At 50.8% G+C, this 19,046-nt stretch carries 1 protein-coding gene; it reads right to left on the reverse strand.

What is annotated here, in order from left to right; genetic code table 11:
- Positions 1-36: 36 nt before the first annotated feature.
- Entirely contained in the window at positions 37-18,999 is an 18,963-nt protein-coding gene (locus tag Q9R46_RS23615) for a non-ribosomal peptide synthetase (protein WP_311282018.1), read from the reverse strand.
- Positions 19,000-19,046: the final 47 nt, after the last annotated feature.

Consider the following 19,046-nt stretch of genomic DNA (forward strand, 5'->3'; position numbering starts at 1 on the left):
AAAAAATACGGCATACACCCAAGCCGGGTAAGAGATTTAGAACATAATATCAATGGCCTCTAGCTCATCTTGTTCCTGTTCGGATTGTCCGTTCAGGGAAATATCCTTCAGCAACATCGAAGGCTGTTCACCAATCTGGCTGATGATGAAGAGCAGATCCTGAGCGAAATTATCGATCAGATTGCGTGTAAACAACTTGGTCGCATATTCAAACTGCCCGGTCATTCCCTCATCCAGCATCGAAATAACCAAGGTCAGATCGAATTGAGCAACCGTATGCTTTTCCGGATACGATTCGATCTGGATCTTTCCGAAGCTGTGAACGTTATCTTCCTTCGTTTCCAGAGCAAACATGACATCGAATACAGGATTGCGGCTTAGGTCCCGCGGTACCTGAAGTTTCTTCACAAGCTCCTCAAACGGATAATCCTGGTGATCGTAAGCCCCGAGCATCGTTTCTTTGACTTCGTTCAAGTAAGCAAGGAATGTCTTCTCCCCCGAAGGATAATGGCGAATGGCCAACGTGTTGACAAACATTCCGATCAGTGGCTCCAAGTCGATATGCGTGCGACCCGAAACCGGTGTGCCTACAATGAAGTCTTCTTGCCCCGAGTACTTGCTCAGCAGGATGGAATAGGCCGCCGATAACACCATATAAAGAGTAGCACCGTTCTGATTGGCGATGCGTTCCAAGCTTTCCGTCATCTGCTGGTCGATATGGAAAGAAAGCACATCTCCCTCAAAGCTGCGAGTAGCAGGTCTGACAAAGTCCGTAGGCAGTTCAAGTATTGGCAACTCGCCTTCCAGCACGTCCAGCCAATAGGCTTCCTGTCGTTTCAGCTGTTCTGTTACAGGCTCAGACTGTTGCCAAGCGGCATATTCCTTGTATTGAATCCGAAGCGGTTCAAGAGTCTCACCGTTATACAAGCGCAACAGCTCTTCGACGAAGATGCCCATCGACATGCCATCCGTGATGATATGATGGATGTCCAGCATAAACAAGTGCCGTTCCGCTTCCCATTCAACTAAGCCCACACGTAGCAGCGGCGGCCGCTCCAAATCAAAGACTCGCACAAATCCATCTGCGATATTTTTCGTTTCACTTTCTGTTGCTTTCGTATACTCGACGGCAAACTCCAAGTTCGGATAAATTCGTTGTACGGGTTCACCGTCCACCATTTCGAAGCCAGTTCGCAAAACTTCATGACGAGCGATTAATCCTTGGAGTGCGGACTCGAATTGATTCCGTTCCAGACGCCCGACGAGAACCGTCATGCCGGACATGTTGTAACTAAGCTCCGCGCCCTCCATCTGTTGCTGGATGTACAACCGTTTTTGCACGGAGGAAAGCGGATAGTAATCCTTATGGTCCAGCACCGGAATGGAGCGATATTCCTGCCACTCCAATTGACTGATGATATCAGCCATCGATTCAATCGTCGAGTGCCGGAACACTTCGCGCAGCGGCAAGTCTACACTCAACTCCTTGTGCACCTTGCTAACCAGCATTGTCGCCCGTAAGGAGTGCCCGCCAAGATCAAAGAAGTTATCCGTCACACCCATTGTTATTGGTCCGAGCACGTCCTGCCAGATGGCGACCAGTTTCGCCTCTAGCTCAGTGCGCGGCGCCACGTATTCACGTCCTCCTCCAGCTCCTTCTTCTGGCTCTGGCAATGTCTTCCGGTCAACTTTCCCATTCGGCGTTAGTGGCAAGTTTTCCAGTTCTACAAAGTACGATGGGATCATATACCCCGGCAACTCCTGGGCCAGCGCGCTACGCAGATCTTTCACTACTAGATCCATTCCCGTATCCGCTGTGTAATATGCACATAGAACTTTCTGTCCATTTGCGTCATCTCGAACCAGCACCACGGTTTCGCGCACACCTTCCACCTGTAGCAACTTCGCTTCGACTTCGCCTGTTTCGATTCGGTAGCCCCGGATTTTTGCCTGGTTGTCCATCCGACCGATAAAGTCCACGTTGCCGTCTTTCGTCCATCTCGCCAAGTCACCCGTGCGATACAACCGCTCACCTAAAGCGAACGGGCTGTCTACGAACTTTTCTTCCGTCAGCTCTGGACGGTTCAAGTATCCGCGCGCGACCCCAATCCCGCCAATAACCAACTCGCCTAGCACCCCGACGGGCACCGGATTCAGGTGGGCATCCACAATGTAAAACTTCGCATTTAACCACGCCTTGCCGATAGGCACATGTCCTGTCTCTGGCAACATTTCCAGTCGCTCGTCGTAGAAACTGGAGTCAATGGCTGCTTCCGTTACACCATAAGCATTGATAATTCGGAATTGCGAGCCAAAGCGTTCCTGCAAGGTTCGATAATCTGCCACGCTGCAGCTATCCGAACTTGTGATGAGTAGCTCCATCTGGCTCATATCCAGCCGATGCTCATGCACATATTCCATAAACGGTACAATCAGCGCTGGCGTCGATTCAAAAATAGTTACCCGCTCTTGTTCAATCCAGTGGTGCAGACGCGATGGATCGATCCGGTCATCCTTCGGCACAATCACCATCGTGCCTCCGTTATACAGCGTGCGCGCAATATCGCCCACGAACACGTCAAACGAAAAGCTGGCAAGCTGTAGCAACCGTACCGGGAACCGATCTAATCGGTATTCCCGTCGGTATGCTGCCGCCGTATTGACCAGACTACGATGCTCGATCATGACGCCTTTGGGTTGTCCTGTCGTTCCCGACGTGTAAATCACGTAGGCCAGATCCTCTGGTCGGGCTTCGTGGAAATCATCCATGCCAGAACTCATCGGCGCATTGGCCCGCTCCTCGCTGTACGATGCTTCGTCATCGAGAAACAACACATCCGCCAACGCCAGTTCCTCCTCACCCAGCCAAGCTTCGGCACGCTCTCGCAGTGGCGTTTGCGTTAATAGTACCTTCGCTCCACTGTCTTCGAGCATGAACCTCACACGGTCTGCCGGGTAATCCGGATCGAGTGGTACATACGCGCCGCCTGCTTTCCAGACGGCCAGCACAGCTACCAGCAAATCCACCGAACGTTCGGCAAGAATGCCGACGATGGATTCCCGACCGATGCCAGTTGTGCGAAGTGTAGCCGCCAAACGGTTCGCCCGCTCGTTCAGCTCCATATACGTTAGTCGGTCGTTTTCGTACACGACGGCCTCCGATTCAGCCACGCGTTGCGCCTGTTCCTCAAACAATCGTTGAAATGCAAGCGCAGGAGCCGTTTCTGCTTCCGGTTGTGCAGGATTAAAGCCACCGAGAATTTGTTCTTTTTCCACAGTTGTTAAGATATCCAATTCAGCAATGGTCCCTGACGGGTTACGAAGAATGGATTCGAGCAGTTGCAAGTAATGAGATGCCAAAATTTCCACCGTTTCGGTTTTATAAAGAGCCGTGGCATATTCAAACAGATATTCCAGCCCTTCCTCCATCTCCGTAACGTCTAAACTTAGATCGAATTTAGAAACAATCTCTTCGCTGTCATACGTCGATAAACGAAGTCCAGGAAGCCGGATTTCCACGTTCTCTGTATTCTGCAAAGCAAACATCGTATCAAACAACGGATTACGGCTTAGATCACGAGCCACGCCCACCTTATCCACCAGTTCTTCAAACGGATAATTCTGATGTTCAAAAGCTCCCAGCGTTGTCTCCTTGATTTCCTCCAAGTAGTCAAGGAACGTTTTATCGGCAGCCGGATAACTGCGAATAGCCAAAGTATTGACGAACATGCCGATCAATGGCTGAACGTCACTGTGGTTTCTTCCCGCAATCGGCGTACCGACTACCACGTCTTCTTGTCCTGTGTATTTCTGCAACAATATCGTATAACCAGCAAGTAGAACCATGTAAAGTGTTGCGCCGTTCTCGGATGCAAGCCGTTTTAGACCCTCACTTTGTTCGTTATTCATAAACAATTGAAGCGTGCGGCCCTCGTAACTTTGCATTGCCGGGCGCGGATAGTCTGTCGGCAATTCCAAAACCGGCAGCTCTCCGCGGAACATGCCCAGCCAGTAATCTTCCTGTTTGGCAAGCTGCGTCTTCTGCTCGCCCGATTGCTGCCATACCGCATAATCTTTGTATTGAATACGGAGTGGATCGAGCGACTTACCGCTGTACAAATGCACGAATTCTTCAATTAATACGTCTATGGAAACGCCGTCAGATACGATATGATGCGTATCAAACATCAGAATATGCCGGTTCGGCGCCAGTTCAGCAAGGCCTACACGCAACAGTGGCGGCTTCGCAAGATCAAACGGACGAACGAATCGGCGTACCGTTTCTTCCGCTTGCTCCGCGTTGATCTGCACATATTCCACCTGGAAAACAACTTCATCATGAATCCGCTGAATCGCTTCGCCTTTCACCACTTCAAAGCCAGTACGTAGCGTTTCATGACGAGCTATGAGTCCACGGAACGCTTCTTCAAACCGCTGTCGGTCAAGCTCACCTTCGAGCAACATAGCTCCCGGTATGTTGTAACTCAGCTCGGCTCCTTCCAGCTGGTTCAAAATATAAAGACGTTTCTGGGCGGAAGAGAGCGGATAATACGCGCTCGGTTCCGCAACCGGAATAGCTGTGAACGAGCTGTTTTCCAGCTGCTCCATAGCCGTGGCCATTTCCTCGACCGTGGAATAGCGGAATACGTCGCGAAGTGGGAATTGCACGCCCAGCTCTTTATGCATTTTGCTGACTAGCGTTGTCGCCCGCAGGGAGTGTCCACCCAGATCGAAGAAATTGTCAGTTACACCCACTGCCTTCTCCCGAACAAGAACATCTTGCCAGATAACAGCCAGCTTGGCCTCCAGTTCGGTTCGCGGAGCCACATATACACGACCTTCACCCGCTTCCGGTGCCGGCAGCGCCTTCCGGTCGATTTTCCCATTCGGCGTCAGAGGCAGATGCTCCAGTTCTACGAAGTACGACGGAATCATGTATCCTGGTAACTCGCTTGAGATAGCCCGTTTCAGATCTGCCACGGTCAAGCCTTCTTCGGCAGTATAATAGGCACACAACGCTTTCTGGCCTTCTTGATCTTCCCTTACAACGACGATGACTTCCTTCATGCCACTTACACCCAGTAATTTCGCTTCGACTTCGCCTGTTTCAATCCTGTATCCTCGAATCTTAGCCTGGTTGTCCATTCGGCCAATGAAATCCACGTTGCCGTCTTTCGTCCATCTCGCCAAGTCTCCCGTGCGATACAAGCGCTCACCTAAGGCGAACGGGCTATCTACGAACTTCTCTTCCGTCAACTCTGGACGGTTCAAGTATCCGCGCGCGACCCCAATCCCGCCGATAACCAGTTCGCCCAGCACCCCGACAGGCACCGGATTCAGGTGGGCATCCACAATGTAAAACTTCGCATTTAACCACGCCTTGCCGATAGGCACATGTCCTGTCTCTGGCAACATTTCCAGTGACTCGTCGTAGAAACTGGAGTCAATTGCCGCTTCCGTCACCCCATAAGCGTTGATGATTCGGAATAATGATCCGAAGCGTTCCTGCAAGGTTCGATAATCTGCCACGCTGCAGCTATCCGAACTTGTGATGAGTAGCTCCATCTGGCTCATATCCAGCTTATGCTCATGCACATATTCCATAAACGGCACGATCAGCGCTGGCGTCGATTCAAAAATAGTTACCCGCTCTTGCTCAATCCAGTGGTGCAGACGCGACGGATCGATCCGGTCATCCTTCGGCACAATCACCATCATGCCTCCGTTGTACAGCGTGCGCGCAATATCCCCCACGAACACGTCAAACGAGAAGCTGGCAAGCTGTAGCAACCGTACCGGGAACTGATCTAATCGGTATTCCCGTCGGTATGCTGCCGCCGTATTCACCAGACTACGATGCTCGATCATGACGCCTTTAGGCTGTCCTGTCGTTCCCGACGTGTAGATTACGTAGGCCAGATCCTCCGGATGGGCTTCGTGGAAATCATCCATGCCAACACCATTCGGATGGCCTACATCACCACCGTCCACAGCACCTAACAGCTTGCCGGAGTCGAAGCCCGATGGCATACCAGAGCCAATCGGTGCATTGGCTGACTCCCCGCTGTAGGATGCTTCATCATCGAGGTACAACACCGCACCCAGCGCCAGGACCTCTTCGTCCAGCCAAGCTTCGGCACGCTCTCGCAGTGGCGTTTGCGTTAATAGTACCTTCGCTCCGCTATCTTCGAGCATGAACCGCACGCGGTCTGCCGGGTAATCCGGATCGAGTGGTACATACGCGCCGCCTGCTTTCCAGACAGCTAGCACAGCTACCAGCAAATCCACCGAACGTTCGGCAAGAATGCCGACGATGGATTCTCGGCCAATGCTACTTGCGCGCAGTGTAGCTGCCAAACGGTTCGCCTGCTCATTCAGCTCCGCATACGTTAGACGTTCGTTCTCGTACACGACGGCCTCCGAGTCAGGCGCGCGCTGCGCCTGTTCCTCAAACAATCGGTGGAATGCAAGCTCAGGAGCCGTTTCTGCTTCCGGTTGTGCAGGATTAAAGCCACCGAGAATTTGCTCTTTTTCCGCCGCAGTCAACAGTTCCAACTGATTCACACGGATATTTGGATTAGCTGCAACCTGCTCCAGTGCCTGGGCAAAATGACCGTGGATCGACCTGATATCTTCTTCTCTGAAGGTCAGTGCATTGTACGTGAATCGTAGCCAAATATGTTCTTCTGGAATGACGGTAATGTCCAGGTCGTAGTTTGTTTGCTCAGGTGACTGGATATTGGCGATTTTCAATGCTTCTTTGTCTCCGCCAACGACCTGCTCGATCTGTTCTTCCATCGGATAGTTTTCAAAGACCATGATATGGTTGATCAAGTCGCGCTTTTGCTTACTCAGCGACTGAATTTCGAACAACGGATATGTCTCATAAGGTCCCGATGTCAGTGCCTGATCCTGAGTTTTTCTCAAAATATCAGCTACCGTTTCCGATGCTTTGCTTTGAATACGAACCGGAATGGTGTTAATAAATAAGCCAATCATACTTTCGATGCCTGGAATGTCAGCCGGACGCCCGGATACGACCGAGCCGAATACGATATCCTCACTGTTGTTGTATATTTGCAGAACCAGTCCCCATACGGTTTGCATGAATGTATTAAGCGTCACCTGTTGCTGGCGTGACACCCGTTCAATTTCCCTGGTCAATTCCTTGCTGAGCTCCACATCCATTTCTGCCATCTCAAAAGCATGCTGTTTCAGCTTCATTTTTTCCTGAGGCAGTCTGGTCTGCTCGTCGTAACCCGCCAAATACTCGGACCAGTAATGTGAAGCTTGTGCAACATCTTGCGTTTCCAGCCATTCGATATACCGTGAGTACGAAGTAACCGGTGGAAGCTCCAACTCCCGATTCTCTTGCAACGCGAAGTAGGTGTCGAACACTTCCTTGATCATAAAAGACATGCACCAGCCGTCCATCAAAATATGATGGTGACTCCAGATCACATGGTAGGACTCGTCGCCTGTACGCAATACGGTTACTCGCATCAAAGAGCCTTGAGCCAAATCGAACTTGTTCGCTTTATCCGCGCTAACGAAATCGGCCATGGTTTTCTCCAGGTCTTCACCGCTTACCGAGCGAATATCTTCAAAGTACACTTCACACTTTCGCTCACGGAATACCACTTGAATTGGCTCGTCTCTCCAGCCTGTAATAAAGTTGGTTCGCAGCGCCTCATTCCGTTGCACCAACGTATCCAATCCTTTAGCAAAAGCTTCGACATTCAAGCTTCCGTGCAGATCGAAGGTCACCTGTTCGAAATAAGCCTCCGAATCAGCATCCAGCAGGCTGTGGAACAACATCCCTTTTTGTAGCGGAGTCAAGGTATACACATTCTCCAGTTCTCCAATCGCCGCCACCTGTTCAGCTAACTGATCCAATTCCTCCACGGTCACATCTTGAAGCAGTACATCACTAGGTGTAAGCTCTGGTCGCTCTATCGAAACACAATGACGGATGACTTCGCGTAAACTCGATTGAAGCAAGGTGCCTAATTTCTCTATCGTTTCCCGTTTATACTGGGTCTCTCCGTAACGGATCGTGAATTCCAGCGTGCCTTCTGACACCATACCATTGATATCGAGGACAAAATCCATCACTGCATTCGGGCTTGAATCCTCGCCTGCACTGAACGGAGAAGATTGCATGCCGTTGCTTTCGACATCCTGGTCGAACTGCCCCAAATAGTTAAAGCTGATCTCTGGTTCCAAAGCGAAGAATTCACCTTCACGCGGCATCGACAAATAACGCAGAATGCCATAACCGATTCCTTTGTTTGGAATCCGGCGCAAGCCTTCCTTCACCTGTTTCACCTGATGACCGAGAGCCTGAACATGACTCAGCTCCAGTACAACAGGGAATTGACTTGTAAACCAGCCTACTGTACGGGTAATATCCACATCTGGCAAAAGTTCTTCCCGGCCGTGGCCTTCGAGATTCACCAGCACACGTTTCTGACCGCTCCAAGCTTGTACCGCAAGGCCAAGCGCGGTCAGCAGCAGATCATTCATTTCCGTATGGTATGCACGGTGTGCCTGCTTCAACAGCTGTTCCGTTTCCTCTGCTGACCAGCGAACCGTCACAAGCCCGCTGTCCTTCAGCTTGGATCTGCCTTGTTCAAAATCTTTCGGAAGTGATTCATAGGTCAATTGCTCGACTTGTTGCCAATACGCTCGTTCGCTTTCTATTGCCGGGCTGTTGGCATAATCAGCAAGCTGTTTTGCCCACGTTTGGAATGAATCCGTTTTGAGCGGTAGACGAATGTGTTGTCCTTGCAACGCCTGCTCATAGCCAGTAGCCAAATCCTCAAGCAAAATTCGCCAGGATACGCCATCTACAACCAGATGATGAATGGCAATAAGCAGATGGTCGCCGTCGTCACAGCGGAACAAACCGAGTTTCACCAAGGGGCCGTTTTCCAGATCGATGCTAGCTTGAATGTCATTCGCCTTAGCCTCTACCGTTTCTTTCACGTCGCGGACTCCCTTGAGATCGACAACTTCCAGATCGAACAACGCTTCATTCTCCATGACGCCACGGTTCCAAGCTGTATAACCGTTCTCGCTTTGGCGGTAAACCGTGCGGAGAGCATCATGATGCACAACCACCTGATGCATCGCTTGGCGTAAAACTTCTTCATCAAAACCTTGCTTGGAAAATTGCATAAACGCCTGGTTGCTATGATGCACATCAGCCGGATTTTGCTCAAAGAACCAGCGCTGAATCGGGGTCAAAATAACCTCACCCGTCACTTCGGCCTGGCTAGCCGTTTTTTCCACCGTTTGCAATCTTAAACTAAGGGCGGAAATGGTCGGGTAATGGAACAAATCTTTCATGACCAGCTTGTAGCCCGTTTGCAAAAGACGGGACGATACCTGCAAAGCCTTAATCGAATCGCCGCCAAGCGCAAAGAAATTGTCCTTTGTGCCGACCTGATCCACACCAAGTACAGACTGCCAGACTAACGCAAGAGCTTGCTCGGCAGCAGTACGAGGCGCCGTGTATGCAACCTCGGCGCGAACACTTCCTTCCGGTACAGGTAACGCTTTTCGGTCTACCTTCCCGTTCGGCGTAAGCGGCATCTGATCCAGACGCATCATGCGCGCAGGCACCATATGGGAAGGCAGGGCTGTGTCCAGATGAGCCACCAGCCCTTCCAGATCAAAGCTTGAATCCGCTACGACATACGCGCACAAGTATTTCTGTCCTCGCTCATCCATCCGATCCATGACAAGCGCTTGACGCACACCAGCCACATTATTCATAGCGGCTTCGATTTCGCCAAGCTCGATCCGATAGCCGCGAATTTTCACCTGGTTGTCGATCCGACCGATGAAATCTACATTGCCATCCGGCATCCAGCGGGCCAGGTCACCCGTCCGGTACAACCGCTCCCCAGCGGTGAACGGGCTATCTACGAATTTCTCCGCCGTCAAATCCGGGCGGTTTAAATAACCGCGGGCCACACCCACGCCGCCAATAACAAGCTCCCCGAGTACGCCGATCGGCACCGGTTTCAAATTCGCATCCACGATATAGAACTTGGCATTCAGCCACGCCATGCCGATCGGCACACTACCCGTCTTCGGCAGTTTCTCCATCGGCTCATCATAGAAGCTGGAGTCAATCGCGGCTTCCGTTACGCCGTAGCTGTTAATAATACGGAACTGCGATCCGAAGCGCTCCTGCAAGGTGCGGTAATCTGCTACGCTACACGCATCGGAACTGGTGATCAGTAACTGCATCGAACTGACATCGAGACCTTCGGCATACACATGTTCCATGAACGGTATGATTAACGCCGGAGTCGATTCAAACACCGTTATGGCATAGTTACGAATCCAGCCGTACAGCCGGTTTGGATCAATTCGGTCATCCTTCGGTACGATGACCATGGTGCCGCCATTGTACAGCGTGCGCGCAATATCACCGACAAACACGTCGAACGAAAAGCTGGCGAGCTGTAATAACCGGACCGGAAACTGATCCAGACGGTATTCCCGCCGGTAACCAGATGCCGTGTTCACCAAGCTGCGATGTTCCACTGCCACGCCCTTCGGCCGGCCCGTTGTACCTGAGGTGTAAATGACGTAAGCCAAATCACCCGCCTTGTTCACATTTGCAGGATTGGATATCGGATCTGCCGCTTGTGTGCTCTTCTCGGCTTCTGCTGTGGCAGAGGTTTCGGCAACAGCTAATTTCACTTCCGCCTGTACCATAGCGCCCTCTTCAGTGCCTGTTTCATCCCAAGTTTGTGTACCTACAGTCCCTTCTTTCCCTCCAAGTTCGTACGTTGTCGCGTCGTCAAGCGCAAGCACCGTTTGCAGCATCAGATCTGCATCAGTACGCCAAACTTCTGCTTGCTCCAGCAGGCAAGTCTGCGTGAGCAGGACAGATGCACCACTGTCCGCGAGCATATACTCGATCCGTTCCGCAGGGTAATCCGGGTCAAGCGGTACATAAGCGCCGCCTGCCTTCCATACGGCAAGCACCCCAATCAATAGCTCCGTGGAACGGCCAGCCAGAATACCAACCACCTGCTCAGGCTTCACTCCGTGCGTCCGTAGTATATACGCCAAACGATTTGCTTTGGCGTTCAGCTCCGCATACGTCAGCTTGCTGTCTTCGTCGACAACGGCCAGCACTTCTGGCGTACGCTCCACCTGTTGCTCAAATTGCTCGTGGAACGTTCTCTCCCTCCATGCTTCATGCGATTCCAAGCCCGTACTCTCTTCCTCTTCGGAGGATTGTTTCGCGAGAGCCAGAGACGACACGTCAAACCCAACCAGCAAATCATGCTTTTCGTTATCCGTCAGGAAATCCAGATCGGCAATCCGCGCTCCCGGCTGAGCCAGGATCGACTCCAGAAGATGCTCGTAATGCCCTGCGAGCCGTACGATCGTTTCCGGTCTGAATAACGAGGTGGCATACTCAATCTTGCAAACCAACTCTCTCCCCGCTTCCACAATATCCAAGCTAAGATCAAACTTTGCTGTCTTTTCCTCGATATCAAACAACGACCATTGCAAACCTTCCATCGTTAAATCCAGGCTCTCGTGCTTTTGTAAAGAAAACATCGTATCAAACAGCGGATTCCGGCTTAAATCCCGGTTCACCTGAAGTGTTTCCACCAGTTCCTCAAACGGATAGTCCTGATGCTCATAGGCTCCAAGCGTCGTTTCCTTCACTTCCTGCAAGTATTCCATGAACGTTCGCTCTGCCGCCGGACCCAAACGAAGAGCCAGCGTGTTGACAAACATGCCGATAATCGGTTGCAGGTCCGCATGTGAACGGGCGGCAATTGGCGTGCCGACCACGATATCCTCCTGGCCCGCATATTTATGAAGCAATACGGAGTATGCGGCCAGCAAAAGCATGTACAGCGTCGATCCCGTATTATCTGCAAGACGTTTAAGATCTTCACTTTTGGCTACATCCAGTGTAAACGTGAGCGTTTGACCGTCAAACTGTTGAACAGCTGGACGCGAGAAGTCAGATGGTAGCTCAAGAACCGGAACCTCGGAATTAAATACCCCACGCCAGTATTCCTTCTGTTGCTCAACGCGCCGTCGCTGCTCCTCGGATTGTTGCCAAACGGAATAATCCTTGTATTGTATATACATCTCCGGTAACTCTTCCCCATTGTAAAGCCGCACGAACTCACGCAGTAGTACGTCCATGGAAAGGCCGTCGGAACCAATATGATGAATATCCAGTGCGAGCAGGAATTTTTCTTCACCGAGTTGGATCAGCAGGGCACGTAGCAAAGGCGGCGCGCTCAAGTCAAAAGGCTGAATAAAGCCTTCAAGAATGGACGCAATCTGATCTTCACTTGCTTGAAGCTTCTCGATCTTGAAACCTGCATGTGGATGGATCCGTTGAACTGGCTCTCCATCTACGATTTCAAAACCGGTGCGCAGCATATCATGACGGGCTATCAAAGTGTCCAGTGCGCGTTCCACTTTGGTCTCATCCAAAGCACCTTCCAATCGCAAGGCGCTTGGGAGGTTGTAATTCAACTCCAAGCTATCCAGTTGATTCAGGACATACAGCCTTTTTTGCGCAGAAGAAACCGGATAGTATGCTTTTTCCTCTGCTTTTGGAATGGAGGCATGTTTCGTTTCTCCTAAGCTGGCAATAACCTCGGCCATCGACTCTACCGTCATATAGAGGAATACATCGCGTAGCGGGAGTTCGGCGTTCATTTCCTTCCGAATTTTGCTGACAAGGTTTGTTGCCCGCAAGGAGTGCCCTCCGAGCTCGAAGAAATTGTTCAAGACTCCAATGCCGGAAAAACCCAGCACTTCCTCCCAAATTTTCACGAGTTGAGCCTCCAAATGGTTACGCGGTGCTACGTATTCAACGCCTGTGTCCATGCCACCTTGCGGCTCAGGCAGTGCTTTGCGATCGACTTTACCGTTGGACGTCAGCGGCATACGCTCCAGCTGCACGAAGTATGACGGGATCATATAACCCGGCATTTCCTGAGCCAGCGAAGTTCTCATTTCACTGACTGTCAGCGTACGATCCGCCACAAAGTAAGCGACAAGCGCCTTCTCGCCTCCGCTGTCCTCACGAGCAAGCACTACTGCCTCTTCCACTCCTTTAACATTTAGAAGCTGAGTCTCGATTTCGTCCAGCTCGATCCGGTAACCACGGATTTTCACCTGATGGTCGATCCGTCCCAGATATTCGATGTTGCCATCCGGCAGCCAGGCGGCCAAGTCACCCGAGCGATACAGTTTCTCCCCCTCCGCAAAAGGGGAATCGACGAACTTCTCCGCTGTCAGATCCGGACGGTTCAGATATCCTCTGGCCAATCCTTCCCCGGCCACATACATTTCGCCCGCCACACCAATCGGCACAGGACGGCGGTTTTCATCCAGAACGTATACGCTCAGTGTCGGAATCGGTTTACCGATATTACTTTTGGCTGCCTCTATCTCGACCCACGTAATTTCCTTATATGTCACATGAACCGTTGTCTCCGTAATACCATACATGTTGATCAGCTTCGTATCAGGGTATTTCGTCTTGAAGCCCTTGAGCAGCAAAGGACTGAGCGCTTCTCCCCCAAAAATGACGTTGCGAATCCGCAGATCGTATACATGATCTGCCAAGACCTCCCGCAACAGTTGATAAAAGTACGTTGGCGTCTGGTTCAGAATGGTGACTTGTTCGCGGCCTAACAGTGCCAGAAAATCGGCTGGATTTTTCGCTGTGAGCGGTGGTACAATGACCAGCTTACCTCCGTACAATAGTGCTCCGTACATTTCCCAAACAGAGAAGTCAAAGCAGAACGAATGGAACAGCGTCCACGTATCAGACGGCCCAAAGTCGAACAGGTTTTTGTCATTAAACAGGAGGCGCACAACGTTTTTATGCTCGATCAACGTTCCTTTCGGTTTACCCGTCGTTCCCGATGTGTAGATGACATAGGCCAGATTGTCCGGGCCGGATATTGGTTCCAAGTTCGAAACATCCAGCGCATTCCCCAAGTCTGCCTTGACATCTTCCCAAACATAATCATGCAATTCAAGCCGAGTTCCAGCAAAGTCCGTCTTCTCATGCAGATGCTTTTGGATCAGCAATAATGATGCGCCGGAATCTTCGATCATGAAACGAATACGCTCTTCCGGATAGTCGGGATCGACAGGTACATAAGCTCCGCCCGCTTTGAGAATCGCCAGAATGCCGACGACCATATCAATGGAACGTTCGGCCAGAATGGCCACCAACTGATCTGCTTCGACTCCGGTTTCCCGCAGTTTTCGTGCGAGGCGGTTCGATTGTTCATTTAACTCGCGGTAGGTCAATTGCTTCTCATTCATGACAGCAGCCACATTATTCGGATAGAGTTCTGCCTGTTCTTCGAACAGTCCGTGAATGGTTTGCTGGCGTGGGTAGCCCGCTTCCGAATCGTTAAACCCGTGCATCAGCTCGTGGACTTCCTCCCCCGTAAGCATCTCCAGTGATGCAATGTCCCCGTCCGGTTCCGCTACGATGGTTTCGAGCAACTTGCCATAATGTCTGGCGAATCGCTCCGCAGTTTCCTGTTTGTACAAAGCCGTAGCGTACTCCAACCGACATTCAAGCTGACCGTCCAACTCCGAAATATCAAGCAGCAGCTCGAACTTGGATGTCCGGTTTTCCAGCGGATAAAACGATTGCTCCAGCCCCTCGATGACAATGCGCTCGTTCTCCGTATTTTGCAGGGAGAAGAACGTATCAAAGAGCGGATTCCGGCCAGTCGCGCGCGCAATGTGCAGACTTTCCACCAAGTCCTCAAATAAATAATTTTGATTTTCAAAAGCCCCGAGTGTGATGTCCTTAACTTCATCAAGGTACGAAAGGTACGACTTGGAACGCTCTGGACGGCTACGAATGGCCAGTGTGTTGATGAACATGCCCACGATAGGTTGCACTTCTTCTTGCGTTCTTCCGGCAATCGGCGTTCCTACGATCAGATCTTCCTGGCCCGAATATTTATGCATCAGGATGGAGTACGCCGACAGTAGCACCATATACAGCGTCGTTCCCGTCCGTGCCGCCAGTTGTTTCAGCTTATCCGTTCGTTCTTGTCCGATATAAAACTTTACAGTCCGGCCCTCAAAGCTCTGCACCGCAGGGCGAGGGTAATCCGTCGGTAGCTCCAAAACAGGCAATTCACCCGACAACTGTTCCAGCCAGTACTTCTTCTGCGGCTGGAGCATCTGCCCATAGGCTTCGGAATGCTGCCAAACAGCATAATCTTTGTATTGAATGTGTAGCGGTGCCAGCGCCTCTCCCCGGTACAGACGACTGAACTCATCAAAAAGCAACGCAGTCGAAATGCCATCGGAGACGATATGATGCATATCAAACAACAGAATGTGGCGATCCTCGGCGACTTGGATCAGGCCAATACGTAGAAGTGGCGGCTTGGTCAGATCAAACGGGCGATAATAAGCCTCCACCACTTGATCTAAATCCTGCTCGTTCGCCTGGAAATAATCCACGGCAAACTGAACCTCATCATAGATGCGCTGCACAAGCTCGCCCTGAATCTGCTCGATCCCGGTGCGCAGCGTCTCATGGCGCTGAATCAGTGCCCGAAATGCTTGCTGGACACGCATATGATCCAAAGCACCTTCGAGAAGAAGCGCCGCCGACATATTGTAGCTGCGCTCGGCTCCGTCAAGCTGGCGCAGGATGTACAAACGCTTTTGTTCAGATGAAACCGGATAGTACTCTGCCTGGGTTGCCTTTGTAATCTCGTATGTTTCCTGTTGCTGTAAGCTACCGATTTTCTGGGCCAGCTGTTCAATCGTGGTGTAGCGAAACACGTCCCGCAACGGAACCTCGACTTGCAGTTCCTTTCTAATTTTTGAAACCAGCGAGGAGGCCCGCAAGGAATGCCCTCCCAGGTCGAAGAAATCATCTTGAACGCCAACTCGTGCAATACCCAGCACCTGTTGCCAAATGAGAGCAATCCTTGTTTCAAGCAAGGTGCGAGGCGCTACATACTCATGTCCTGCTTCTACCTCACCGCTCGGTTCAGGCAACCCTTTACGATCAATTTTACCGTTCGGCGTCAGGGGAAGCTTATCGAGTGATACAAATCGAGCCGGAATCATATGGACAGGCAGCTCTTCCTTCAATTGAGACAGCAGATCGCTTATCTGCAAAGAAACGTCGCCAGCCACGTAACCACACAAATACTTCTGCCCCTGCTCATCCGTACGGTCGATCACTACAGCCTGCTTAATGCCAGGATAACGTAACAGAGCCGTTTCAATTTCTCCAAGTTCGATTCGGAACCCGCGAATTTTCACCTGATAGTCGATCCGGCCGATGAAGTCCACGTTTCCGTCTTCCAGCCAGCGGGCCAAGTCCCCGGTCCGGTACAGACGTTCGCCCGGCACAAACGGGCTCTCTACAAACTTCTCTGCGGTTAAGTCGGGACGGTTCCAGTACCCGCGGGCTACCCCGGCACCACCAATAACAAGTTCTCCCGGAACCCCTATAGGCACTGGCTTTAATGCAGCATCAACAATATAAAATCTGGCGTTCAGCCAAGCTTTGCCGATTGGAACATGGCCCGACGTCGGCAGTTTGTCCAGAGGCTCATCGTAAAAGCTGCTGTCAATCGCCGCTTCCGTCACGCCATAGCTGTTAATAATGCGGAATTGTCCGCCGAATCTTTCCTGTAACAATCGATAGTCGTTGACACTGCAAGCATCCGAGCTGGTAATCAGCAACTGCATGGACCTAACGTCCAGCTTTTCTTCATAGATATGTTGCATGAACGGCAAAATGAGCGCAGGCGTCGATTCAAATACCGTAATGTTTTGATCCCGAATCCAGCCGTATAAACGGTTTGGATCAATCCGGTCATCCTTCGGCACAATCACCATCGTACCCCCGTTGTACAGCGTGCGTGCGATATCTCCGACGAATACGTCAAACGAGAAACTCGCCAGTTGTAGCAACCGTACCGGGAACTGATCCAATCGGTACTCAAGCCGGTATGCATCCGCCGTATTTACGAGACTACCATGCTCAACCATGACACCTTTAGGATGTCCCGTTGTACCCGAGGTGTAAATCACATAAGCCAAGTCTTGCGGAGCACTTTCGGCAGAGCCAAATTCCATACGACCCTCATCTCCGATATAAATCTGCTCATCGTCCATGGCATAAACTGCTTGAAGCTTCAGCCTGTCATCAGCCAGCCAACCTCCGGCCCGCTCCAACAAATGACGCTGTGTGAGCAACACCGATGCTTCGCTGTCACTTAACATATACTCGATTCGCTCTGCCGGATAATCAGGATCTAGCGGCACATAGGCTCCGCCCGCTTTCCAAACAGCGAGTACACCAACCAGGAGTTCGACAGAACGTTCCGCCCAGATCCCTGTAATGCTCTCCCTTCCCACGCCTTGTTCACGAAGGAGAGAAGCCAGCCGTTCGGCGCGCTCGTTCAATTCGCCATACGTCAGCTTTTGGTCCATATAGATGACTGCCGGATGATCCGGTATTTCCCGCGAAAACTTTTCAATATATCGATGAAACGCTTCTCCCTCGCCCAGCTCTGCCACCGGTGGATTAAAAACGTCCAGAATGCGATGTCTCTCCTCATCACTGAGCAGAGAAAGTTCACGTACCCGTAATTCGGGAGTCTGAAGAAACTGATCCAGAACAGTTACATACTGTTCCATAATCCGATCGATCTCGACCTCTTCGAACAGGCCAGTACGGTAAGAAGCATGCAGAATAACATGTCCTTCATTCAGCATATGGTCGAAGCGTAAGAGCAAATCGTCCATCTCATGTCTGGCAAAATGAGCCTCCAGGCGTACTTTAATTTCTTCGTACTCCTCAATTTCTAGAGGCAAATATTCCAGAGATGTGCGGAACAACTCCGACAGATCGTTGCGTCCATGTTGCTCACGTAAATCCTGGATCAATTGGTTATACGGATATTTCTGATACCGCAAATCCGCCGTGTTTTCCTTGGAAACGGTCTGGATCAGGGACAGCAGGTGAGCGTCTGGATCAAGATGAATCCGTGTGGCCACGGTGCTAACGAACATGCCTATGGTTTCTTTTTCCTTTTTGCTGGTACGATTGGCGAAAACCGTGCCGACTGGCACATCGGTGCTGTCAGTCAGCTTGTACAGCAGAGCGTACATGGTGGACAAAAATAACGTATATAAGCTGACCTGATATCGCTCACTGAAGGCCAGAATGTGTTCATACCGGGAACCATCCAAAGTGATGGCGAGTTTATTGGACTCACTGCCAACGGAGAATGATGGCACCGATTTGATGCCCGTCGTTTCAGGCAACGTGCTGTACTTTGACAGCCAATATTCCTTGCCTTTTTGATAACGTTGTGATTGCTCATACTCTTGCTCAGCAGAAATATAATCCAAATAGGAGGGAGCCTGGTCATTACCTGAGATGTCTTTATCTCTGCCATTCTCATTCTCTTTGCCTTTTTCCTTGCGTTTTTCTTTACGCAGTTTCAGATATTTTTCCATCACGGCATGCAACAAAGCATTTACGGACAAACCGTCGGCAATGATATGATTTATGGTCAAATTAAGCCATACCTGCCCGTTAGCAAAATGAATAATTGTAAATTGGTAAAGGTTTTCGTCAAACACACTTACCGGTTTTTCGCTTATTTCGTTTACCCATGTATAAAATTGTTCAGTCGTATCTAATTCGAGGTGGCTTATTCTGGCTTGCACATTCTCCAGTTCTTCAAACCACTGTGTTGGATGTTGTAAATCCCCACTAAGACGGATTCGGAATGCGTCATAGGTTTTGACGATCTCTACCGCCGCTTGCTCCAGAATTGATGTGTCGATCTGACCCGTGATTTGGTAGGTCGCAGAAAGCTTCGTGATGGACGTACCCGGATTCATAATTTCCATAAACCATATTCGGCGCTGGGCTTGCGTTAATCCGTATTGCTTGTTGGTATTTTCTCTCACATCGACACACTCCCGTTTTAGAGATTGTTTGTTAATAAGTTGAATTA

This window comes from Paenibacillus sp. RRE4 (genome assembly GCF_031844205.1).
GTDB classification, from domain to species: Bacteria; Bacillota; Bacilli; order Paenibacillales; family Paenibacillaceae; genus Paenibacillus; species Paenibacillus xylanexedens_B.